The sequence below is a fragment of the Sediminispirochaeta smaragdinae DSM 11293 genome, from assembly GCF_000143985.1.
Taxonomy (GTDB): Bacteria; Spirochaetota; Spirochaetia; order DSM-16054; family Sediminispirochaetaceae; genus Sediminispirochaeta; species Sediminispirochaeta smaragdinae.
The window spans coordinates 3,947,886-3,971,176 of record NC_014364.1 but is presented as its reverse complement, the minus strand read 5'-3'; the positions used below and the strand labels follow the sequence as shown (position 1 = coordinate 3,971,176).

The following is a 23,291-nucleotide window of genomic DNA, read 5'->3' as shown; positions in this document are numbered from 1 at the left end:
TTGTCAAGAGGTGTTTATGTCTCTTATCGAAACTATGGTTCAATCATTGCGGCAGGCCATCGAAGAGGGGCGCTATGCTCCCGGGGATCAGCTCCCTTCTATTCGCGAGTGTGCCGAGAGATGGGGGTGTAACAAGTTGACGGCCAAAAAGGCATATGATCGCCTCAAGGCCGAAGGGTATATAGAAAACAGTGTCGGCAGGGGCTCCTTTGTCAAATACCCTCGCCGAATCGAATCCGAACGCGGGCTCTTTCCCTTTCAGGTTGCGTCTATCGGCGAGGACCTTTTTCCTCTGGATGCTGTCAGGAGATTGACGGGCGAGCTTTTTGCGGAGGTTGGTGTGTCTCTATTTGCCGCAGCCCCGCCTGGTGGTAACTCACGCTGTCTCGATGCCCTCTCCTCCTTTTACCGCACACCGCGGGATAGGACGGTAGTTATCTCCGGTGCCCAGCAGGGGCTTGATCTTGCCGGCAAGCTTTTTTCCGACTCGCTTTCGGAGGTTGTTCTCTTCGAAGATCCCACCTACTCGGGAGCCGTCAATCTTTTCAGGCCGAAACGCTTTGTTCCCCTCCTTGAGAATGGTCCCGACCTCGATCTTCTGGAGAAACATGCAAGGGAGGGAATCGAGGCTTTCTATGCCATGCCGCAAATACATAACCCGACGGGAATCAGTTATACCCCGGAAGTTATGAAGCGGATTGCCGAACTTGCCACCACATACGGGTTCCTCATCATCGAAGACGACTATCTTTCCGAATTCCTGCCTTCGTTTTTTGATGATCCGCCTATGCGTTTTCTCGATTTGATTCCCGAGCGGACCATCTACATAAAAAGCTTGTCCAAGGTGACTGCACCTGGAATTCGGATCGGCATTCTTGTTGCTCCGGGGACACTGAGGGAAGACCTTTTGTTCAGTAAATTTACCGCGGATATCGGAACAAGCAGTTTTATGCAGCATCTGGTCGCTTCTCTCGTTGAATCGGGAACCCTAAAAGAGAGTATCCTGATCAACCGAAAGATTTGTGAAGATCGGAGGAGACGCCTTGAAATACTTCTGGCCCGTTACCCCTTCCTCTCCTTCACCGCCGGCCGTCTGGGATACAACATCTGGGTCACCAGTACCATAGATCCCTCGCTTCCCTCGGCTCCCTGGGCCGGGGGCGAGAACTTTTCGTTTGATCCTGCTTCCCGCTACCGGTTCCGACTCTCCTTCATGGGAATGTCTGAAGAGCGCTTTGTGGCCGGACTCAAATATCTTGGCGGCGTCTTCGACGCCTTGGGCAACGACGGGCCGAAGGGAATTTTCTGATGAAGCAATCATCATGTACCGTTACCATTCTTGGATCCGGGACCAGCCACGGCGTGCCGGTCATCGCTTGTATCTGCCCTGTCTGCCGTTCAAAGAATCCGAAAAACCATCGCAGCCGGGCCAGTGCCCTGGTCCGCGGGGCGGAAGACGAGGTCATTCTTTTTGATACCGCTCCCGAGTTTCGCCTCCAGGCACTGCGGGAGGGAATTGCCCACATCGATGCGGTTTTCTATACCCATGCCCATGCAGACCACCTTCACGGCTTGGACGATCTGCGCCCTTTAAGCTTTAACGGCCCCATCCCCCTGTACGGGTCGGCCGAAACCATGGACGAGATACGCCGCCGTTTTTCCTATATCTTTTCCTCAGGCCAGGAGGGGGGCGGCAAACCCAAGGTTCTGCTCAAGCCCATTGGGCCGGAAGATCATATCACCATCGGTTCCCTTGAAGTGATTCCCATACCGTTGCTCCACGGCTCCCTTCCCGTATTCGGTTACAGAATCGGCCCCTTTGCCTATCTTACCGATTGCAATATCATTCCCGAATATAGCTATGAACTGCTTGAGGGGATCCGTTTCGTGGTTATCGACGCCCTCAGACCGGAACCCCATCCCACCCATTTTTCCTTCGGCCAGGCCCTTGAGGCGGTACGGAAGATCGGGGCCGAAAAGGCGTGGTTTACCCACCTTACCCATGATGTCGATCATGAGGATATTCGAAGGATGCTCCCGACCGGGGTGGAACCGGCCTGGGACGGGCTCTCATTTCGGGTGGATATACACAATGGATTCGGCTGAGTGCAGGCCTGGTATTATCCGGCAGCGCCTTCACCGATGTGTTCAGGATAAATATACGAAACTCATTTCGTTATCTTTCTCTGGCTCAAACAATGACCATTCCTCTTCCCTTCTTGAGTTGCATCCGTCCATGGGTAAGGGTATACTGTAGGTAATGGAACCGGTATCTTTCTGCCCTCATTGCGGGCATGTTCTGGAACGTGGGGAGCGGATCTGTCCGGGGTGCGGCATCGAAATTGTTGATCCGCCCCGGTTTGAATCGCTCAGCTTCGAGGAGGTTGTGGAGAACTCCTTTCTGCGCCTTGAGAAGGTGGCACTCCGCGGCTATGAGCGTCGATTGGAGGTGGCCCGCTTGCGACTTGAAGAACTTGATCGGGAATTGGAACAAATTATTGAACTGGCGATTCCTTCATGCCGACAATAATATCGATATGAGAAGAACGGTACTGTTTCTGCTGATAATGGGGTTTTGTGCCTCTTCCCTGGCTGCGGAAGTCGACTTTTCAGGGCTTCGCCTTTCCAAGGATGATCAACTGCTCTTTTCCGCTCGTACCGAAAGCCCTGTGTATGGTTCTTTCGATACCCTGCTTGCAAGTGATCTTTCCACGGGAACGATCAGTCAGCTCTCGTTTTTTCCCGAGCAGGTTGCCTTGCTCGACAGGGGGGAGCGGATACAGATTCGTAACCGCTTTGGGGTGTTTCGAAGCGGGTCGGAGCTGAAAGGACTTGAAACGGTGGGGGCCTTTCCCAGTTTCGGTTCCGGGGCCGATATCGAAAGCGGTAAGCTTTTGCAGATATCCTCTTCTCCCGACGGTCGGTTTCTTGTTTACCTTGAGCCGACGGGTGATGCCTACGCGGATCTCTATCTCTATGAAGTGGAAAGTGAGGAACTCTTTCAGGTCTCTTCATCGGTGGAGATTAGTTATAATGATCCCCCGGCGCTCTGGGCGGGGAATTCCGAGTTCTTCGTCTACCAAAAGGGTGGAGATGTTTACTATTTTTCCATGGAGCAGAAGGCCGGTGACCGGGTTATCGACGAATCGTATCGAAAGATAGGCCCCGGTGGTATCTCCAGTGTGGTGTGGTCGAAGCAGAACGAGCTTTTTTATATCAGAAGAAATCTTGTCTACCGTATCCTTGGTTCGGAATTCTTTGCCAGATCGATTTACGGGGGGATGCTTGATATCGGAACCATCGTGGGAAAGGTTCCTTTTGTCTTTGATCCGAATTTTGATGCCTTTGTGGTGAGTCCGGACGGAAACAAACTCCTGTACAATCGGGGAGGCCGCAGCCTTTTCCTCTATTATCTTCAGGCCGATGATTATCTGGCGGAAGGCGGCATCAAATCCTTGCCCTATCTTCTGCTTCCCCGCAATACAAGAGTGAAGCAGATCCTCTGGTCTTCCGGCAATATCATTACGGTGTTGACCGGTAGTTTTGAAGACGGCGGTAAGAAGAGCGGTCTTTTTCGGATCGATCTTACCGTTGAGAGTGACGCCCTCAGCTTTCAGCAGATACCGGGCAGCGGTGTTTCCGATATAGAGCTTTCTCCCAACGAGGAGCTTGTCGCGGTGGTGCGAGGTGACGGGGTCGATCTGAAGGCGTATGATAGCTGGAAGAGTGTTTCTGCCTTTACCCATCCCGATCCGATGCATGTATTATGGCCCAGCGATAAGGAGCTGCTTATTGCCGGTAAACGGTATACCGAGTTGGTCGGCCTTGATAAAGGAGAGCGCCGCATTATCGCCCTGAGTCAGGCGGGGGAATACGGTTTTACCGAAGCCGGGGAGGAAGAGAATATTGTAGGAGGTCGTTATTTTCGCCTTACCGGCTCGGAAGATTCCACTGCTTGGGAAGAACTGAAGGAACGATCTACCTTGGTCGACCCCTCCACCGCAGGAACGGCTTTTAGGGTTTATATCGAATCGGTGAACGGCAGCAGCTATCGCAACATTGTCATGGTGCGCAGCGTCGCCGGCTACGGAACGAAACGGCTCTTTCCGGAACCTGAAAAACGTTATGTTCCCTTTCCCGATGTCGATGAGCCCCTGGTCGGCGAAAGCTTTACTCACGGATCACGTATCAGACGTCGGGAGGTCGCCCTTGTTTTCAATGCCATCGATAGTCCCGAAGGGCTGACCGAGGTGTTGCAGGTCCTCGACGACTATGCTCTTCGTGCGACCTTCTTTGTCAACGGAGAGTTTATTCGCCGCAATCCGGGTGCGGTAAAAGAGCTGGCATCCTCCCGCCACGAGATCGGTAGTCTGTTTTATGTCTATTTCAACATGACTGATGCCCGGTTCAAGGTCGATGTTGACTTTATCAAACGGGGACTTGCCCGTAACGAGGATGATTTTTTCGACGCCACGGGGAAAGAACTCTCGCTTTTGTGGCATGCACCCTACTACTTTGTCAGCACCAATATCATTTCGGCCGGAAAGGCTATGAACTACCGTTATGTGGGAAGAGATGTCGATCCTCTGGATTGGGTACCTGAAACCGAATGTGACGGAGATAGCTTTTATCTTGCAAGCAGGGATATTGTCGAACGAATCATGCAGCTGAAGCAGCCCGGATCGATCATCCCCATCCGTCTTGGAGAGCTCGAAGAAGGCCGGGGCGATTACCTGTTTCAGTATCTCGATCTTTTGATAAACGGACTCATTCGGGAAGGATATTCCATCGTTCCCGTTACCACCTTGATGGAGCACGCCAGATGACATATAGTATGGCCGTGCAGGTCCTGGGAAAAGTTATAGACAGATCTCATTTTTTCCTTAAGCTTTTCGGATCCTCTGACGATATGTGTAAAGAGAACCCGAAACGGGAGGGGAGGAAAGCGTGAACCGGTATAATGGAGTAAACGCCTACAAAACGACGAGCATCAAAACCGCCGGCGGTGGAAAGCTGATCATCATGCTCTATGATGAGGCGATCAAACAGCTGGAATACGCGGTTAAACTTCTCGGAGCGGAAAGTAAAAAATACGATGCAATCAATGCCGCGATTCTCCGAGCCCAGGATATGGTAACCGAATTGATGGTTTCCCTTGATTTTGATCAGGGCGGTGAGATAGCAACGGGGCTTTTTAGCCTCTACACCTTTTTCAATCGTCAGATGATGGAAGCAAACCTTGAGAAAAACAGCGATAAGCTGTCGGTGGTGAAAAACCAGCTCTCCGAACTTCGGGAAGCGTGGGACCAAATCATCTCGGGGAAGGCATCCAAGTCGGAAGGCAGTTCCTCCGGCGGAATCAATATCGCAGGCTAGCACAATCACATACAAGAGGGAGGGAAAGATGGCTCGTTCCCTTACCGGAGACAGAAACGCTATCTACAGGCGGTTGCATACACATCTTGCAGCCCGCCGCAAGGCCATGGCGCACTACAGGGAGTTGCTTAACCTCATGAACCGAAGCATCAATACAAACGGGTTCGGCGAGAGCATGAACCAATATCTTAAGATGGAGCAGGAGCTTCTGGATCGTTTAAACGGGCTTCAAGGGGTCATCGTACCGTTGCGAAGTTCCTTAGAGCCGAATCAGGGGCAAAAGGATACTATTTCCGCTTTCGATGCCGAATTTATCAGGGAGAAGGATGTCGTTTTGGACCTTCAATCCACGCTCAGGCAGTCGATGGAAACGGAAATGAAGGTACTTTCCCGCAGAATTGCTTCTCTCCATGCCATGCCGTTCAGACCTCCTGCGTTTCCCCGGGTAGACGAACCGAGCCGCTTCGACATGACCGGATGAAAAGATCGGAAGAAACAACCACACTCTATCTGCTTGACGGCTATAGTATTATTTACCGTTCCTATTTTGCCTTCATGGGGAGGCATCTCAGTGCGCCCGACGGGACGAATGTTTCGGCCCTTTTCGGATTTTTCCGAACCCTTTTTTCAATCCTTGATGAATACCGCCCCGGCGCGCTCGCCGTCGTGCTCGACTCAAGGGTTCCTACCTTTCGGCATGAGATGTATCCCGAGTATAAGGCCAATAGGGAAAAGGCTCCCGAGGAATTACACGCCCAGGTCCCGATGATCGAGGAAATCCTCGGTGTCATGGGAATGACCGTCTTGCGAAAAGATGGTGTAGAGGCCGACGATATCATCGCCACCATGGCCGAACGGTGCAGGAAAAAGGATCGTCCCTGTGTCATTGTGACCGGCGACAAGGATCTTTTGCAGCTTCTCGGGGGAGAGATCCGTATGCTGCGTCCCGAAAAGGGAGGCTATCAGCTCATCGGTAGGGACGATGTCTTCGATCAGTGGGGTGTCGAGGCTGATCAGATCGTCGATTATCTTTCCCTTACCGGCGATCAGGCCGATAATGTTCCTGGGGTCAAAGGGATCGGTCCCAAGACCGCTTCCAAGCTTTTAACGAAATTCGGTGATCTCGACGGGGTGTATGCAAACCTCAATGCATGCAGTACGGGAGAGCGGGCAAAGCTCGAGGCCTCCCGGGAGGATGCCTTTCTCAGCCGCTCCCTTATCATCCTGAAAAAAGATGTGTCCCTTCCTCCTGAGGCTCCTACTCCGGTGGGGGATCTTAACCGCGAAGCTGCAGTCCCTCTTCTGTTGCGTTACGGTGCCAAAGCCCTTGCCGAGCAAGCAAAAGGGGCTAAGATAAGCGAAAAGCAGCTTTCCCGGCAGCGTGAAAAACGTGCCGAGGCTTCCTCCGTTCCCGATGAGCTTCTCGGAGAGGGGCGTTATGAGCAGATCGATGATCTTGAAGGTCTTGATCGATGGATTGAAAAGGCTATATCGGCGGGTGCTTGTGCCCTTGATATAGAAACCGACAGCCTGGATGCCATGCTGGCCAATCCTGTCGGCTTTTCATTGGCCGTTAGCCCGAAACAGGCTGCTTATCTGCCACTTATTGCGGAGGGGCAGCGAAAATTCGACGATGATGCCGTGCGTGAACGCCTTGTGCGCCTCACTTCAAGCCCTTCGGTCCGCATTATCGGGCATAACTTCAAATACGATTACAAGGTCTTGCGTCGCTGGGGAGTGGTCACGAAGAACCTTGCCTTCGATACCATGGTCGCCGCATGGCTGCTCGATACCACGGCCAACAGCTATGGCATGGATCCCCTTGCCGCTTCGCTCTTGGGCTATAAGACCATCTCTTTTAAGGATGTGGTACCGAAGGATGGGCTGTTCCAGGATATCTCCGTGGAGACGGCAACCCGCTATGCAGCCGAGGATGCCGACATCACCTTTCGCTTCTATGAACTTTTTCGTCGCCAACTGAAGGAACGGGGCCTCGAAAAGCTTTTTTTCGAGCTTGAGATGCCCCTTGTGCCCATCCTTGCGGAGATGGAGTGTGCCGGCATTACCCTGCTTTCCGACCGCCTGGAGGCATATGGCCGGGAACTTGAAAAGGATCTTGGAACGATCGAGGATGATATCTGGCAGGCCTGCGGCCACAGCTTCAATATCAACTCGACAAAGCAGCTTCAGCAGGTTCTCTTCGAGGAGCGGAAGCTCACCCCGATAAAGAAAACCAAAACCGGTTATTCGACCGATATCTCCGTGCTGGAGGAGCTTGCCAGGGAAGACGTTGTGCCCTTGCTGGTCCTTCGTCATCGCAGCCTGGCAAAACTCAAATCAACCTATGTCGACGCCCTGCCCAAACTGGTTAACCCGGAAACTGGCAGGATTCATACCCAGCTGATCCAGACCGGGACCGCTACCGGGCGTCTTTCCAGTAAGGATCCCAATCTCCAGAATATCCCCATCCGGGATGAGGACGGCCGAAGGATCCGCTCTGCCTTTGTTCCTGCCGAAGGGAATCTTTTTATCTCCGCTGACTACAGTCAGATCGAGCTGGTGGTTCTTGCCCATTTGTCCGAAGACCCTGAGCTTTCCCAGGCCTTTCGCAGCGGAGGGGATGTTCACCGCCGTACAGCCTCCCTGATTTTCGATGTGTCAGAAGCGGATGTCAGCTCTGAGCAGCGGCGGATTGCCAAGACCATTAATTTTGGTGTGATGTACGGCATGTCCGCCTTTCGGCTGAGCCGTGAATTGGGAATATCCCGAAGCAGGGCCGATTCCTTTATCTCCGCCTATTTTCGCCGTTATTTCAGGATCCAGAGCTTCATGAGAAAGGTGGTGCAGGAGACAGAGCAGAGCGGGGTAAGCAAAACCCTTCTCGGCAGAGAGCGTTCCATCCCCGCCATTAACAGTAGAAACAAGACGGAGAAGGCGGGGGCCGAGCGCATTGCCGTCAACACGCCGATTCAGGGCACTGCCGCCGATATCGTGAAGCTGGCCATGCTCGCCGTTAGTAGGCGAATGGCCTCTGAGGAACTGAAAAGCAAGATGGTCCTGCAGATCCATGATGAGCTGCTGTTCGAGGTTCCCTTTGATGAGGCCGACCGTATGGAGGGGCTGCTGAAAGAGGAGATGGAGTCGGCGGTGAAGCTCTCGGTTCCTTTGCGGGTAAGTATTGAGCGAGGTGGGAGCTGGGGAGATCTCCATTGATGGTCCTTGGTCTCACCGGCCGCTATTGCGCTGGAAAGGATCTTGTTGCCTCACTGCTTGCCGAAAGGGGCTGGATTGTCATCGATGTAGATGATCTTGGCCACGGTGCCCTTACGGCCAGGGCCGCGGATGTTATTGCGGCCTTTGGTTCTGATGTCGGAGATGGAAAGGGCGGCATCGATCGACGTCGTCTGGGCGCACGGGTTTTCGGTGATGATGAGGCCCTGGCCCGGCTGGAGGCTATCGTGCACCCTGAGATGGTACGTGAGGTCCGGCGGCGAATCGACGACGTCGGGATCGGGGGGAAGGTGATCGTCAATGCTGCCATTCTTGAAAAGATGGGTTTGGATAAGCTCTGTGGCGCGGTCCTGTTTGTTGCCGCTCCGATGCCGCTCCGCTTCTTTCGGGCTCTGCTGCGGGATGCGCTCCCCCCGCAGCGAATTCTTCAACGCTTTTCCGCTCAAAAAAGTATTGATGCTAAACGACTGAGAAAAGATGTCGATACTTATACTATATACAATGTCGGTTCGATACGGTATTTGCGGAAAAAAGTCCTTCGAATCGAGGCGAATTTGTTGAAGGGATGAAGCAGGCAGGAATAACGATGGAACAAAAGAAGATAGTGTGGATACTTTTTTCGGTGACGCTCTTTCTCCTGGTGTTGGTAGGGACCGGATTTATCTGGTTTTTCCCAAAGGGGAATGATGTTCCCGTTGCCGCAGGCGACGGTTCTGCCGAAGCGACCTCTTCGGCGGCTGGCCCGATAAAGGATCCGATTGAATGGGTACGAAGTGATGACTCCGAGTATCCTGGTTTGGAAGAGGCGTCCTCTGGGGCCTCCGGCGATGAGAAGGCCGGAGACGGCAGTGATGAGTTTGTCATTGTGTATGGAGAAAAGGACTCATCGACAGTTTCTGTTGATGCCGGGACGGGCAAAAGCCCCGAACCAGTACTTACTCCCGCTCCCAAACGGCAGAGTGAATCGGTTTCTACTCCTCCTTCCACTGCCCCTCGAAGTGAGCCGCCCCGGACACCGACACCGGTTCGGCGTACCGTATCGGTCTTGGAGTATTGGATCCAGGCGGGATCGTTCCAAAGCAGAAGCGGGGCCGAGGAAGCGAACAAGCTTCTTGCAGATAAGGGGTTTACCGGGCGTCTTACCACAAAGGAGGTCGACGGCAGAGAGTATTATCGTCTTCGCCTAGGCCCCTATGCCGGGAAGGAAGAAGCGGAAAAATTTCTGCGCTGGGTTAAGGATGTGGAACCTTTTAAGGAAAGCTACATCAGCCAGGTCCGGGTCACAAAAACCGTCACCGAATAGCATGATATCATGCATCATACCGTTAAATGGGGCTGCCAGGCAAAAGGCAGCCCTTTTTCGTGTACGGACGGCTACTCTTCCGCCTCACCCTTTCGTACCAGCCCCATTACAAGAAAAGCGGCAAACATGCAGCAGGAAGCGGTAAGAAACATGCTGCGATCTCCAAAGAGGTCCCTCATCGCACCGGAAAATCCCGGTGCGATGATACCGGCGGATTGCGAGAAAAAATAATAGAGCCCGGTGTATATTCCCATGGTTCCGTATGACGCCATCTGCCAGAGCATCGGAAAGCTGTTGGTAACCACTGTGACCCAAAAGATCCCGAAAAGGAAAAGCAGCAGCCAGAAACTGAGTACCAGCGGCATGCCTGTTAAGCCGAGAATTCCGGACGCCAGGGGATGGTGCAAAAAAAGTAAGACCGTAACGAGGGTGAGGGAGAAGAGGGATCCCCGTATTGCTCGTTTCCTGCCTATTCGATGAGCCAGAATCCCCGAGGGAATGGCGAAGATAGCATAGGCGATTCCCACCATCCCGGCAGAAAGGGCCGCTGTCCCCGGCTTTAGACCGAGGAATTCACGGGAATAGATGCCGATCCAGGGAAGCACCCCCTGGTAGCCGATAAACCAGAGCAGAAGGCTGACAAGGATGAAAAGGGCACTCTTATCTTGTGTCCCGATGATCATGTGCAAGCTTTTCCATATCGGGACCTTCTCTTCCTGCTCGTGTTCCTGGGCAACCTGCTTTTCCTTGACAAAAAGGAAAAGCAGAAGGACCGCAAGAAGAACCAAAAGGGCGGAAAGCAGAAAGGGAAGGGTTCCTATGTAGCTCCCTGCTCCGCCTGACCGTATCGTTGCTCCGAACAAGGGAAGCGTAACGTTCAGATCGTAGAGCTTTGCCAGTCCAACGGTGCCGACGATGGCCGCAATTCCCCCCATGGTATTAATAACACCGTTTGCCTCGGAGCGATATTCACCGGGAATCATATCCGGCATAAGGGCCACCACCGGCCCCCGAGCGGCTTGTTTGAAAAGGTTGAGGAAAAAGATGGCCAGAATCAGCGCCACCAAACTGGTAAGAGCGGAGTAGGGGAGGAGACCGAAAAAGAGCGCCGTTGCAGGAAGCGTGACAATGATATATGGCATTCTTCTTCCAATAGGGGTCCGCGTTCTATCCGAGAGGGCCGAAACAATGGGGATAAGCAAGAGAGCGAAAAGGTTGTCGAGTCCCATGACGGTGCCGACGATGCTGTCCATGGAGATAAAGTTGGATAGGAACATTGGAACATAGGTATCGTACAGCGGATCCATAAGTCCCATGGTAAAGAAACCAAGGCCGATCAAAAAAGTTATACCGTAGTACTGTCTCATTCCCTCTTTTTTCTTCATCATCGCTCCTTGCCTTTTGGGTGTATTATGGAATGGCTTAGAGCTTAGTCTGCCCTCCTCCTTGCGTCAATCACTTCCCGATGAGGACAGTTCCATGGTACAAAGGGAACATGGAGAGCTGGCAACGGGAACTAAAAGAGCGGGTAACGAATCTGGATGAGCTGGAGAGGCATCTTTGTCTTGAGGATGAGGAACGGGCCTGGTTTGACTCCGAAGAGGAGCGGCGCCTTCCCTTTGCCCTGACACGACACTATCTGTCCCTTATGGGCGATGATCCGGCATCGCCCCTGCGTCGGCAGGCCATTCCCAGGAAAGAGGAGTTCCACTTTCTTTCCTATGAGTCTGCCGATCCCCTTTGTGAACAGGAGTATAGCCCGCTTCCCCGTTTGATTCATCGCTACGAAGACAGGGCCCTTTTTTTGGCCTCCGATCGCTGTGCCCTCTATTGTCGACACTGCTTTCGTCGCCATTTTACCGGTGGCGCTGGTCAGGGAGACCGTGAGGTAAAGAATCGAAAGGACCGGCGTTCGCTTTTTGAGGCGGCCCAGGATGCCGCCTGTTATCTTGAAAAACGGCCGGAGATCAGGGAACTCCTTCTCTCCGGTGGTGATCCCCTGATGCTTCCCGATGGTACCCTTTTTCGGCTTATCGATCTTTTTCGTAAGCACAGGCCCGATCTCATTCTTCGTATCGGTACGAGGATGCCGGCGGTGCTTCCCTCACGGATAACGCCTGTATTGGCCCGGGAGCTTGGTCGCAGGGCACCGCTTTTCGTCGTGTGCCAGTTCAACCATCCCGATGAAGTCTCTCCTCCGGCTGTCGAGGCCCTTGCGCGGCTTGCGGATTCAGGAATCCCGATTCTCAATCAGTCGGTTTTGCTGCGTGGGGTGAATGATGACCGTGAGACCCTGAAGGTCCTGAGCGGGGCGTTGCTCGCCGCCAGGGTTATTCCCTACTACCTGTTTCAGGGGGACCTTGCGGCCGGCACATCGCATCTCCGGGCCCCGATCCTCAAAGGCGTGTCGATTATGCGCTCATTGCGGCAGTGCATGTCGGGGCTCGCCACACCGGTCTATGCCGTTGACCTACCCGGCGGCGGAGGAAAGGTTTCTATTCCCCTTGATCCGGTTCCCCGGGTGGAGGAGAGAGAGGCATTGCTTCCCGGTCCCGACAATAGACTCTGGCCCTATCCCGTCGAGGATTAAGCTTCGGCTATTGCCGCTCTTCTTTCCCTTTCGCCGAAATTTCAACCCGTCGGTTCAGCTCCTGTTTGTCAGGGTCCCGGGTGGCGGGCCTTTCGCCGGCAAACCATTGCAAGGAAACTCCTTGCGCGGGGATCCCGATCGTTTCGAGAAAAGCGGCACTGTTTTCGGCGCGTTCCCGTGAGAGCTCTATCCTCCCCTTTTCGGTGCCCAGCAGAGCGCAGTGGCCTTCGATACTCACGGCATCGATACTGTTCCACTCCCTGAGTTGCCGGCCGAAGACGCGGAGCTGGGTTTGGGCCTCGGCGGTGAGCTCCGAATCGTTGGGATGAAAATAAATGACGGCTCTTTTTTCGACGGACCGAAATGCGGAAGCCGTTACCGGGGCCGTTGGCTCCTGCTCGGCTATCTTTCTTTGCTCCTGAGGCTGCTCCTGCGGGGGCGAAGTAGGGGGGGGCGATGAAGCTTGAGGCGATGGTTTTGCAGGGCTTTGCTGTGTTTCGATAGTCTCTGAAGCTTCTTGCGTCATCTTCCCCGTTGCCGCCGGAGAGGATTCCTCGCTGTGTCTGCTTTCTTCTGCAGAAACGGATGCCGTTACCGTACGGTCCGTATTCTTTCGGGATGTACACGTTCGGGGAATAAGCAATACCGCAGCAGCCGCAAGCAGCAGGAACACCGGAATCAGCAGAAGCATCGGTCGTTTCCGCCTGATAAATCGGCTTAGGTCGACGCGTTCTGCGGCATACTCTTTCCCGTCCACCTTGAGCCGAATAGTGAGCAGGCTATTGCCGTCGTACAGGCAGGTGAGAAAGAAGCGGGGGGGGCCTGCCGGCTTCGGCCGAAGATGGGTCAAATCAAACTGTTTCAGAAGCTGCTTCGTGGACCCTTCGCACAGAAAGATGGTGACGAGTGCTCTCCTCTGATTGTCGACCATCGTGGTCAACTGCAGGGTATGAGACTGCTTACCATCCTTTAAATCCATACAGCGGGTAAGCGTGGTGTTTTCTATTTCAATTGCGATATAGGCGATTTCTTTCTTCATGGCTTCTTTTATTCTCGCAGGCTGCTATCGATCTGGCAAGCCCTTTTCCCCTGCCGTGTCGTTTCCCGGAACTATTTGACCCGTCAGGCACGAAGGTGTATAACTGTTGGAGTGGATACGGTACTGCTGAGCATAATTGAAGAAGTCTCCGACGGAATCCTCATCATTGACGAGAAGAGTGAACTTCTTTTTTTTAACGATGTTTTTTCGAGAATGTTTGGCCTTCGTGCCGACGAAATTCTTTCGGGGCATCATTCGTTTCTTAAGAATATCGGTTTGGAACATCCTGAAGAGACCTCTTTTAGTGTTCACCTTTCGGGTACAGGATTTCGGTTCGACGAACCTACGCGCGGTTTCAGTGTTAAAAGTACACGCCTTACCACGGACAACGGCTTTTATTTTTTGATTATCCTGAGGGAACTGGTCGACGGCAGCAACAATCAAGCGGCGGAACAGGAGTATGAGCAACTCTTTCGAACGATCGGCGATGCAATGTTTACCGCACGCATGAACGGCCGGGTCGAAACCTCAAATCCCGCTTTTGCCGAGCTTCTTGAGTACCATGAAGAAGATGCACCTTCCGATTTGCGCGAGGTCTACGTTTACCAGGATGAACTTGAGGATAAGCAGCGCAGATTGCTTGAGGCTGGGACGGTTTTTAATCTGGAGACTCACCTCTATAACAACAATCGTGCAATCAAACGGGTACTTGATACCAGCTGGATTATCAAGGACCAGTCGGGGAACGTGACCGGCTATGCCACTCAATGGAAAGATGTCACCTATCTTCGGAATCTTGAATCCAGGCTCAAGATATCGGAACGAAATTTTACCATTCTCTTTGATACCATCCTTTCCGGAATCATCATTTTTGACCCCGAAGGAACCATTCTTAATCTCAATACCGCCGCAGAACGAACCTACGGCTACCATTGGGAAGAGATGGTCGGCCAACATTACGACGATTTGCTTAGGGTCGATCGGGGCAACGACGCCTTTGCAAAGCTGGTTGCCCTGATTCAGTATAATGAAGGGAGTTATGTTGAGAGCGAGGTGAAACGTCGTCGGAAAGATGGAGCGGTCATCTACACCTATGCAAGTTTCACTTCCATTGTAGATTCGACGGGAACCGTTATCGCCTATTCCATGGCCGAAAAGGATTTGACCGAGCGTGTTCATCTGGAGCAGAAACTAAGGGATTCCCTTCATGAGCTCAAAGACACCCAGTCGGCAGCCATCATCGGCTTTGCCAAGCTTACCGAATACCGAGATAAAGATACCGGTGCTCATCTCGAACGTATTCGCGAATTTACGAGAATCATGGCCCAAACCCTTCGGAGACTGCCCAAATATGCGGCCTATATAACCGACGACTATCTTGAAGATCTTTCGCTTTCTTCCATTCTTCACGATGTCGGGAAGGTGGGAATTTCCGATTCCATCCTGCTGAAACCCGGACGCTTTAACCCGGATGAGTATGAACAGATTAAGGCTCATTCCAGGCTTGGAGGCGAGGCTTTGGAGGTTGTTGATAAACAGCTTACAAAGACCAGTTTTCTCACCATGGGTAAAGAGATTGCCTACTATCATCATGAACGCTGGGATGGCAGCGGCTATCCGGAGGGCCTTAGTGGGGAGGGTATCCCTCTTTCGGCAAGAATTGTTTCCATCGCCGATGTCTACGATGCTCTTACCAGCAAACGTCCCTACAAAGAGGCCTATAGCCACGAAAAGGCCGTGGAGATTATCGCAGGGGAGCGCGGCAAACAATTTGATCCGGAGATCGTGGATGCCTTTATGGAGAACCACCAGGTTTTCGCTCGTATAAAGCGTTTTTTCGAATTTGAAGAAAACCCCGAAACCATGTATGATCTCCTTGAAGGAAAACATAAACAGAAGGAAGTTGATCTTGCCTGACCTGCTTATCGCTTTTTTCAATAAGCCCCTTGCCCTTGGAGCCATATCGTTTCCCTTTACCCCATTGCACCTTCTGCTCGTCTTTGTCCTTCCCCTTGTCTGTGCATTTGTTATCTACCGCCTCTTGCTGCGCGGCGGAAGGAAACTTCTTTTCACACTGAAAATACAAGACGAGATGAAAGAAAAGATTGGTCACTGGTACCGTCTGATCTTGCGTCTTATCTACCTTTTTCTCATTATCGGCCTTATCAGCAGGCTTTTTGGTGCCAAGCTCTTCGAATACTGGCGACTTTTCTACAGTGCACTAAATCAACCGCTGATCAAGTCGGGAGACACCAGCATCAGCTTTGTTACCATCATCCTTACGATCCCTGTGTTCTATCTTGCCAGCTGGGCGGGAAGAATTTCGAAAGGAATGATGAATCAATCCTTCCTGCGCCGCATCGGTATTGATGAAGCAAAACAGTTCTCTCTTGCAAATCTATTGCGCTACTCGGTCATGTTTATCGTTTTGCTGATTGGCCTTTCGGTTATCGGTATTAACCTGTCGGCCCTGACCGTCATCTTCGGTGTGCTCGGTCTCGGTCTTGGTTTCGGCCTGCAAAATGTAGTTGCCAATTTTTTTGCCGGTGTTGTGATCATCATCACCAGACCGATAAAAGAGGGGGATTTCATTATCGTAGAGGGAAACGAGGGGTCGGTCGTTCAGATTCGGATTATCTCTACGGTTATTAATACCCTCATGAACGAAACTATTATTGTTCCCAATAGTCAGCTGGTTTCCAATACCGTCTATAACAATACCTATGACGACAAGAGTGTTTTAATACGAAACGATATTGGTGTTTCCTATCGTTCGGACGTAGAACGGGTGGTAGAGATACTGGAAACGGCCATAATCTCCTGTCCTTTTCGGAGAAAGGATAAGGCCCCTGCCGTGCGGCTGAAGGAGTTCGGGAGTTCAAGTATCAATTTTGCCGTCTTTACCTGGATTAAAGACGTTCACGATAAATATGTCGCCCATCACTGGATCAATATGGAAATTTGGAAGGCATGTCAAACCAAGGGAATAGAGATCCCCTTTCCTCAACTGGACCTTCATCTTAAAGATGGGGATAACGATTTGCCATTACATCGGCAATCGTGATGGCACCAAAATAGGATTGTAGCATTTCGTAGGTATGTTCCCAAAGACCATGGACCAGACAGCGTTCTTCTCTGTCGCACTGTTCACCGTCCTGAGTACAGGGGGAGAGAAAGAACCCCTCTTCTACGGCATCGAATATTTCCATGAGGGTGAGATCATTAGCCTCTTTCATAAGCCGAAAACCACCGCCCGGCCCCCTTGTTGAATTAATGATGCCACTTTTCCTAAGTCGAAAGAAAATCTGTTCAAGAAATTCCGGAGAAATTCCTTCCTGTGCGGCGAGAATGCGTATAGGAATAGGGCGGTGCTCTTCTGCTTGTGCCAGCCGAAGAACCGCCCGGATTGCGTAGCGGCCTTTGGTTGTTATCCTCATGTATACGAATATAGCATGAAATACACAAAAACAATAGATAATGGCTATCAATTCTTCGAGAAAAGCAAAAGGCGATACCCTTTGTATTTTTTCGTATGAATGAGGGAGAAACCCTGGGCTCCATCTGCTATTCGGCCTATAAGAGCACTCTTGCCGAGAAATAGGACGCGGCCTGTTGGCAACAACTGTTGATCGGCCCAGAGCCAAGTCTCTTTGCAAATATCGCTGCCGGGAACATAGTCGATATCCATGATGGCCAGAGATGCCTTCGTTTCTTCATTCGCCGTGTCCAGGATTGGAGAGGCATCGTGTTCGATGATATGCGGTATCCCTGCTTTCTGTAGGTTCCTGCTGCTTATCAAAAGCTGCAATCGGTCTCTTGAGGCAAGCCGAATAGGGAGGGGCAGCTTACGTTCTTGTTTGTTTACTTCTGCTGCAAGAATAAGTGGAATATGTCCCTGGCCAGGATTTCGTATGAGTGTTGTTCCCTGTTCGGGAGCCAGACACTCAACTACTTTAGCTAGTTCCGAAGCGAACAGCATGTGGTGAAAGGCTAGGGTGTCGAATCCTGGAAGACCGTAGACACTTTCCATTTGGTAGCCTTTGCCTTTGAAGATTCCTCGAAGGTAGGGAGAAAGAGAAAAGGTGGGGCTATGCTGCTTTTGGGCTTCCCCAGACAGGGAGGCAAGGAAGGCACAGTGGTTTGCCGTGGTCTCAGAGGCCTGAACTTCCCAACCGGCCTCCAGGGCGAAAGCGAGAGCCTGCTCTTTAAGCGGGCGCACCACTACCATGGCCAGGTCTCCCTTCTTTTCCAATGAGGCAGCGGCAAGGAAAAAGAACTCTTTAAGTACCGGGATGCCTGCCTTTGCCGGCCAGTTCGATACGATGAGATCGAATGTGCGTCCTTCCTGGCCCTCGAAGGCCAGGGCGCCTGCGAATCTCAGATCCGGGGATTCTTCGGCCCCGTCGGGCAACAGGCCGTTACGTCGTGCGGCAGCCTGCGAAAATGCCACGGCAAGGGCATCGCGGTCCTGCAGTGTGGCGTTAATTTCCGGATGTCGCTTTTTGATGCTAAGCCCGATAACCCCTGCTCCGCAGCCAATGTCGATAAGCGATCGCTTCCCTTCGGCAATCTTATGCTGGGCGATCAGCTTTAGAAGAAGGGAGGTTCCGGCATCAATTGCATAGCTGCTGAACAGCCCGTGGCTGAGAAAAAAGGAGAGGCCGCATCCATTATAGCGGAATGCGACCTCCTTGTGTGAGTAAAATCGTAACAGGTTACTGGTTGACCCGTTCGACATATTCTTTTGTTTCCGTATTGATCATGATCCGTTCGCCCTGCTTGATAAAAATCGGAACCTTAACCTGAAGTCCCGTCTCAACAGTTACCATCTTCGTTGCTCCGGTGACGGTATCACCCTTTACCGCTTCCTGGGCCTCTGTTACTTCGTAGACTACCTTAAAGGGAATCTTGATATCCAGAGGCTTGTCTTCCCAAAAGACGATGTTGTAGGTTTCCCCATCCTTCATCAGAAGTTTGTAATCCTCGAAACCCTGCATAGGTACTTCGAACTGATCATAGGTCTCCAGATCCATGAAATGGTAGGAATCATTATCGGCATAGAGATACTGACAATCCTTATCGGAAACAATGATATCCTCCACCGAATCTTGAGTCTTGTAGGTTTCTCTAAGAACCTGCCCTGTGGAAGGGCTTTTTAGCTTGAGTCGTACAAAGGCCGATCCCTTTCCGGGATTGACGAATTCCCGCTCGACAACGACATAGGGTGTCCCCTTAATCAGCAGTGCGGTTCCCTTATCGATCGATCCAGCTTTTATCATCTATCTTTACCTCGATGTTAATGAGTTTTATGCTGACAGCCATAAGGCCAATATATTCATTTTAGCGAAGCATATCAGAAAACGGAAACAACATCACCCCCTCTATGGTGGCTGCTCCTGAAAAAAGCATGGCCAAGCGGTCCATTCCCAGGGCCACCCCACTGCACTTCGGAAAGTTTCGGAAAATTTGTGGATACTCCGGATCAATATCCGGCACCACACGGCTCGATTGTACTTTCTGGGCTGACTGACTATGAAAAAAACTTTCCACCTGCTTTTGCGAACGCTCTTCGGCATAACAGTTGGCAAGTTCCGTCCCCTTGACGTACAATTCCCAGCGGTCGAGCCAGCCGGTTCCCGGAATTCTTTCGGCAAGGACCTCGACCGCCGCAGGGTAGCGTTCCAGGACGAGGGGACGGTCGGCCGGAAGTTCCGGCTCGACGTGCGTGAGAAAGATGCGGTGAAAGAGCTCTTCCCAGCTTTCTTGTTTGTCTCTGAGATCGATGCCTGCGGCTTGTGCCTGTTTCCTCAGCCCGGGAAGGCTCAGCCCTTTTTCGAGATCGATACCGGCAAAACGGTCGAAGGCCTCCGCCATGGTCATCCTGCGAAAGGGGGGGCTCAGGTATTCACCGTCTCTGTGGAGTGTTTCGGCCAAACAGGAAAAAAGCTCTTCGGTCGTGGCAATATTTTCTTCGCTGCTTCCCTGAACCGCATACCACTCCAGCATGGAAAATTCCGGATTGTGGTAGTGACTCATCTGCTCATCATTTCGAAAACTCTTACAGATCTGGAAAATACTTCCCGATCCCTCGGCAATGAGCTGCTTCATGTGAATTTCTGGGCTCGGCAGGAGGTAGAGTTCTCGTTCTCCGAACCTGTCGCTGAAAAATCGGGTGGAGAAGAGTTCGATATGGGCTTCGGGAATGACTGTTGGAGAAAGCTGAGGGGTTTCAACTTCAAGAAAACCCTTTGATTCGAAAAAATTTCGTACGGCCCTGTTGAGACGGGACCGAAAGAGGATCATCTCTCTTTGCATGGGCTGATTCTATCCTATTGGGGAGGGATAGGGAATCGGGTGAAAAAAACTTGACAGTGGAAAAAGGGTGGGCATACAATGTATTAAATATAAATTAATATATTAAATATTAGTTAATATATTGGAGGTCATGATGGACCAGAAGATCAATTCGATTCAGCGAACTGTTCGTGTTCTATCGCATATTTGTCACCAAAAGCATGGGGTAAAGGTGGCGGAGCTTGCCAGATCATTCCATACATCATCTCCTGCAATCTATAACTATCTGAAAAGTCTTCAAAAAGAAGGCTTCATATTTAAGGATGAAATCAGTGGCCGTTTTAGGGCGACCTTTCGCATTGTTGAACTTGCGAGTGTGGTGCAGGAAAACAACGACCTAACCGAGATAACATATCCGCTTTTGGGCAAGTTAAGCGAAGAGCTTAAATCCACGGTTCACCTTGCGATACAGGAAGGTGATCTCGGCGTTTGTATTAGCAAAGTTGGGAATAGCCAGGCAATTCCCTCTATTACCAGGGTCGGGATGAGTTTTGATCTCTACCCGACGGCCCTTGGCAAGGTTTTGCTTGCTTACCTTTCGGAAGAGATGTTTGCCGACTATGTGGATAGAATCAGTCTCGTTCCATATACCGAGAAAACCATTACAGATCGAAAAGCCTTGGAACATGAATTGTCAGAAACGCGGAGGCGTGGTTACTCCATCGACAATGAAGAGCACAGGCAGGGTTTGCATGCCGTTGGTGTTCCTGTTTTCGACCACACAGATGAGGTGGTAGCTTCCATTAGCACCATGATTCCTTCAAGCATTTCCGAAAAGCAGCTTGAGGATACTGTACAAAGTATGCGCACTGTTGCTAGGGAGATATCTCAAACATTAGGAAATACCAATAGTCGGGATTAGTGCCCGATAAAAGGAGGGTATTTATGAGTAGATTTCTTTTTAAGGATAAAACGGCAATACAAGATTTTGTTCGAGGTTGCACGTTTTTTGCCACAGGGGGAGGCGGTCTGCCGAACAATGGAATTGCTTCGCTGAACAGTGAACTTGATGCGGGACGAAGCGTAGGTTGGATAGATGCTTCTGAGCTTGATGATGATGCTCTGGTTGTCTGTCCGTTTCTCATGGGGTCTATAGCACCGCACACTCCTGAAGTCACCAAAGAAATGGAAGGTTTCGGTCTAGTTTCAACTGTCAATACAGAAAAAGACCGACTGAAAAAAGCGGTAGAGGAGCTTGCCGATTACACAGGAAAAAAGATAAGTGCTATTGTGCCCATAGAGCTGGCAGGTGCAAATACATCGGGGGCAGTGGCTGCCGCCGCCGCTCTTGGTATTCCTGTTTTGGACGGTGATTATACCGGCAGAGCTATTCCTGAAATCCAACAAACTACTCCTTACCTTCATGGAAAGACAATTTTGCCCATCACTTCAGTCGATGAATGGGGAAATGTTGCGATTCTCAAAAGTGCAATTAACTATCGGGTGACTGAACGTATCGGAAAGCTCATCAGCGCCGGGGCGTACGGCCTTGCTGGCCAGGCTGGCTTTCTTATGAAGGCGGCAGATGCAAAGAAAATTATCATCGCCGGAACAATGACCGAAAGCTATGAACTCGGGCGATTCATTCGAGAACGAAGAGAGGCAGGCAAAGCCGTTGTTAAGGATCTTGCGGACAAGTTACACGCATGGATTTTAATTGAAGGTGAAGTAACCGGTAAAGAAGAAGATGACAGGCTAGGGTATTACTGGGGAACAAATACGATAACTGGAATCGGAAGGTTCTCCGGAGAGGTCTTGAAGGTATGGTTCAAAAATGAAAACCACGTTTCATGGAAAAATGGTAAACCTTTTGTCACGAGTCCGGATATTATCTCGTTAGTCGACCTTAAGACAGGAGAACCAATTCCCAATCCTCTTGTTCGAACCGGACAAAAGGTGGCTGTGATAGGAATGAAAGCACGATCGGAATTTCGAACCCCGAAAGGAATCGACATTTTGGGGCCTCGTTATTTCGGCCATGATTTTGATTATCGTCCTGTTGAGAATTTTTTTTAGAAGGAGGATAAGGTATGAAGGCATATAAAGAAAGCCTATTGTATGACTATCCTACCGAGCCGGTTCCGAAAGAAAAACGGCGATCACTCCTAAATCTTTCTTTTGTTACTGCGGGTCTGGCGGTTGCGATGTCGACGCTTTATACAGGGGCTTCATTGGCAAATCTTTTGACCTTTCGAGATGCTGTTTGGGCGATTATTTTGGGCTCTCTTTTTTTGTTATTTATGGCCGGAATTATGGGAGGGATCGGTGCGGATACCGGCGTCCCTTTTTCCGTTCTTTCTCGGCATGCTTTTGGACGTTCAGGCTCGAAGATAGTCGGTTTGGTATGGGCTGTAAGTCTAACCGGGTGGTATGCATACCAGACAGGTTTTTTTGGGCAAACAATGCATATCATGTTTCCAAATGTATATTTGTGTTCGATCCCTGTCGCTACCGTTTGGGGCGGTCTTTTGATGATGACTACCGCAATTGTCGGCTATAAAGGTCTGTCTTTTCTTAGTACGATTGCCTCTCCGCTTATCCTTATCATCTGTCTTTGGGGAAGTACGAAAGCATTTAGAGAAATTGGTTTCGAAGCCATCGTGAATAGTGCCCCGTCAGAGCCTGCCAGTTTGGGAACAGGAATTACCATCGTAATCGGCGGGTGGATTGTCGGTAGCATTATGCAACCCGATGTTTCGCGCTATGTAAAGACGAAGTTACATAACTGGATAGCGTCTGCCCTTGCGATGTTTGTCTTTGCTCTTGCCAATTTCGCCGGGATGGTTATGGTTAAAGCCGCAGGTAGTGATACCATCATGGCGGCCATGGTTGGACTCGGAATGGGGCTGGCATCTTTACTGATGGTGATACTTGCGCAGTGGACCAGTAACGACAATAATCTTTATTCTGCATCGTTGGGTATTTCGAATATTCGAGAAATTCCAAAATACAAAATATCACTTATCCTTGGTATAATTGCTACTGCTATAGCCTTTTTGGATATTACCGATTTCTTTGTTCCGTTTTTGGTATTTCTTGGCGTTTTTATTCCTCCCATTGGTGGAGTCATTGTTGTGGACTACTACTTTCTCGGTAAGAGAAAGAAATATCAATTTTCCTCTGATACTCGTTATAGAAAATGGAATCTTGCTGCAGTTCTTACCGTAGTCATATCCGGGATTATTGCCAAGCAACTTACGTTTGGTGTTGCCGCTATCAACTCCTTTGTTATTGGCGGCATCCTTTATTTTCTTGCCATGCGGCTTGCTTCAAAGATGAATATCGATACCTATCGAGGTTCATTTCAACGTTAAGTTCTGCCGATAAGAAATTTCACCTTCCGTTGCTATTGGCTGCGGAAGGTCTTGGCTTTCGATATAATCAAATGATTACTGGTC

General features: G+C 50.9%; 21 protein-coding genes. 15 read left to right on the top strand and 6 right to left on the bottom strand.

Features of this window, described 5'->3' with window-relative positions; all coding sequences use genetic code 11:
• Positions 1-16 precede the first annotated feature (16 nt).
• The 9 genes from SPIRS_RS18575 to SPIRS_RS18535 all read left to right on the top strand — a co-directional run bounded on the left by SPIRS_RS18575 (position 17) and on the right by SPIRS_RS18535 (position 9,910).
• On the top strand, positions 17-1,309 hold the full coding sequence (locus tag SPIRS_RS18575) for an aminotransferase-like domain-containing protein (protein ID WP_013256228.1): 1,293 nt from the start codon (positions 17-19) through the stop codon (positions 1,307-1,309).
• Entirely contained in the window at positions 1,309-2,106 is a 798-nt protein-coding gene (locus SPIRS_RS18570; RefSeq protein WP_013256227.1) for an MBL fold metallo-hydrolase, read from the top strand. The genes SPIRS_RS18575 and SPIRS_RS18570 overlap by 1 nt, the downstream gene beginning before the upstream one ends.
• A 154-nt stretch (positions 2,107-2,260) precedes the next feature.
• Positions 2,261-2,530, top strand: coding sequence for a zinc-ribbon domain-containing protein (locus SPIRS_RS22440; protein ID WP_013256226.1), 270 nt, complete (start codon positions 2,261-2,263; stop codon positions 2,528-2,530).
• A complete protein-coding gene (locus tag SPIRS_RS18560) occupies positions 2,499-4,826 on the top strand; it encodes a polysaccharide deacetylase family protein (RefSeq protein ID WP_049784707.1) in 2,328 nt (775 codons plus the stop codon). The genes SPIRS_RS22440 and SPIRS_RS18560 overlap by 32 nt, the downstream gene beginning before the upstream one ends.
• Before the next feature lie 121 nt (positions 4,827-4,947).
• Positions 4,948-5,376 carry a flagellar export chaperone FliS gene (gene fliS / locus SPIRS_RS18555; protein ID WP_013256223.1) on the top strand — a complete coding sequence of 143 codons (429 nt, stop codon included), beginning with the start codon at positions 4,948-4,950 and terminating at the stop codon, positions 5,374-5,376.
• 28 nt (positions 5,377-5,404) lie between these two features.
• Entirely contained in the window at positions 5,405-5,857 is a 453-nt protein-coding gene (locus SPIRS_RS18550) for a hypothetical protein (protein ID WP_013256222.1), read from the top strand.
• Positions 5,854-8,589, top strand: coding sequence for a DNA polymerase I (gene polA, locus SPIRS_RS18545; RefSeq protein ID WP_013256221.1), 2,736 nt, complete (start codon positions 5,854-5,856; stop codon positions 8,587-8,589). Before SPIRS_RS18550 ends, polA begins: the two co-directional genes overlap by 4 nt.
• On the top strand, positions 8,589-9,176 hold the full coding sequence (coaE, locus tag SPIRS_RS18540) for a dephospho-CoA kinase (RefSeq protein ID WP_013256220.1): 588 nt from the start codon (positions 8,589-8,591) through the stop codon (positions 9,174-9,176). The genes polA and coaE overlap by 1 nt, the downstream gene beginning before the upstream one ends.
• A gap of 17 nt (positions 9,177-9,193) precedes the next feature.
• Positions 9,194-9,910: an SPOR domain-containing protein gene (locus tag SPIRS_RS18535; protein ID WP_013256219.1), complete on the top strand. Its 717-nt coding sequence runs from the start codon at positions 9,194-9,196 to the stop codon at positions 9,908-9,910.
• Between the two features lie 71 nt (positions 9,911-9,981).
• Here SPIRS_RS18535 and SPIRS_RS18530 read toward each other — a convergent pair whose 3' ends face one another.
• Complete coding sequence (locus SPIRS_RS18530) at positions 9,982-11,295, bottom strand: MFS transporter (RefSeq protein WP_013256218.1); 1,314 nt, start codon at positions 11,293-11,295, stop codon at positions 9,982-9,984.
• A 110-nt stretch (positions 11,296-11,405) separates the two neighbouring features.
• On the opposite strand from SPIRS_RS18530, the gene SPIRS_RS18525 reads away from it, so the two are divergent.
• Positions 11,406-12,500, top strand: coding sequence for a KamA family radical SAM protein (locus tag SPIRS_RS18525; RefSeq protein ID WP_148224103.1), 1,095 nt, complete (start codon positions 11,406-11,408; stop codon positions 12,498-12,500).
• A 7-nt stretch (positions 12,501-12,507) separates the two neighbouring features.
• Here the strand turns inward: SPIRS_RS18525 and SPIRS_RS18520 are convergent, their stop codons facing one another.
• Positions 12,508-13,539 (bottom strand): OmpA family protein, encoded by a 1,032-nt coding sequence (locus SPIRS_RS18520; RefSeq protein ID WP_013256216.1) that lies wholly within the window; start codon positions 13,537-13,539, stop codon positions 12,508-12,510.
• 111 nt (positions 13,540-13,650) lie between these two features.
• Between SPIRS_RS18520 and SPIRS_RS18515 the strand changes: the two genes are divergently transcribed.
• Both SPIRS_RS18515 and SPIRS_RS18510 read left to right on the top strand, forming a co-directional pair.
• Positions 13,651-15,456, top strand: a complete 1,806-nt coding sequence (locus SPIRS_RS18515; RefSeq protein ID WP_013256215.1) for a PAS domain S-box protein — start codon at positions 13,651-13,653, stop codon at positions 15,454-15,456.
• Positions 15,449-16,603 (top strand): mechanosensitive ion channel family protein, encoded by a 1,155-nt coding sequence (locus SPIRS_RS18510; protein ID WP_041866134.1) that lies wholly within the window; start codon positions 15,449-15,451, stop codon positions 16,601-16,603. The genes SPIRS_RS18515 and SPIRS_RS18510 overlap by 8 nt, the downstream gene beginning before the upstream one ends.
• Here SPIRS_RS18510 and SPIRS_RS18505 read toward each other — a convergent pair.
• The 4 genes from SPIRS_RS18505 to SPIRS_RS18490 all read right to left on the bottom strand — a co-directional run bounded on the left by SPIRS_RS18505 (position 16,560) and on the right by SPIRS_RS18490 (position 19,854).
• The gene (locus tag SPIRS_RS18505; RefSeq protein WP_013256213.1) at positions 16,560-16,976 is read right to left on the bottom strand and encodes an RrF2 family transcriptional regulator; all 417 of its coding nucleotides are present in this window, start codon (positions 16,974-16,976) and stop codon (positions 16,560-16,562) included. The two genes, SPIRS_RS18510 and SPIRS_RS18505, sit on opposite strands and share 44 nt — an antisense overlap.
• Before the next feature lie 47 nt (positions 16,977-17,023).
• The gene (locus SPIRS_RS18500) at positions 17,024-18,277 is read right to left on the bottom strand and encodes a methyltransferase (RefSeq protein WP_013256212.1); all 1,254 of its coding nucleotides are present in this window, start codon (positions 18,275-18,277) and stop codon (positions 17,024-17,026) included.
• Entirely contained in the window at positions 18,255-18,818 is a 564-nt protein-coding gene (efp, locus tag SPIRS_RS18495) for an elongation factor P (RefSeq protein WP_013256211.1), read from the bottom strand. Before efp ends, SPIRS_RS18500 begins: the two co-directional genes overlap by 23 nt.
• A 61-nt stretch (positions 18,819-18,879) precedes the next feature.
• Positions 18,880-19,854 carry an EF-P lysine aminoacylase GenX gene (locus tag SPIRS_RS18490; protein WP_013256210.1) on the bottom strand — a complete coding sequence of 325 codons (975 nt, stop codon included), beginning with the start codon at positions 19,852-19,854 and terminating at the stop codon, positions 18,880-18,882.
• Between the two features lie 133 nt (positions 19,855-19,987).
• Here SPIRS_RS18490 and SPIRS_RS18485 point away from each other — a divergent pair, with 133 nt between their 5' ends.
• The 3 genes from SPIRS_RS18485 to SPIRS_RS18475 are packed head-to-tail and all read left to right on the top strand — an operon-like array spanning position 19,988 to position 23,207.
• Entirely contained in the window at positions 19,988-20,755 is a 768-nt protein-coding gene (locus SPIRS_RS18485) for an IclR family transcriptional regulator (protein ID WP_013256209.1), read from the top strand.
• A gap of 23 nt (positions 20,756-20,778) precedes the next feature.
• Complete coding sequence (locus SPIRS_RS18480; protein ID WP_013256208.1) at positions 20,779-21,909, top strand: DUF917 domain-containing protein; 1,131 nt, start codon at positions 20,779-20,781, stop codon at positions 21,907-21,909.
• Between the two features lie 14 nt (positions 21,910-21,923).
• Positions 21,924-23,207, top strand: a complete 1,284-nt coding sequence (locus SPIRS_RS18475; protein WP_013256207.1) for a purine-cytosine permease family protein — start codon at positions 21,924-21,926, stop codon at positions 23,205-23,207.
• Positions 23,208-23,291 lie beyond the last annotated feature (84 nt).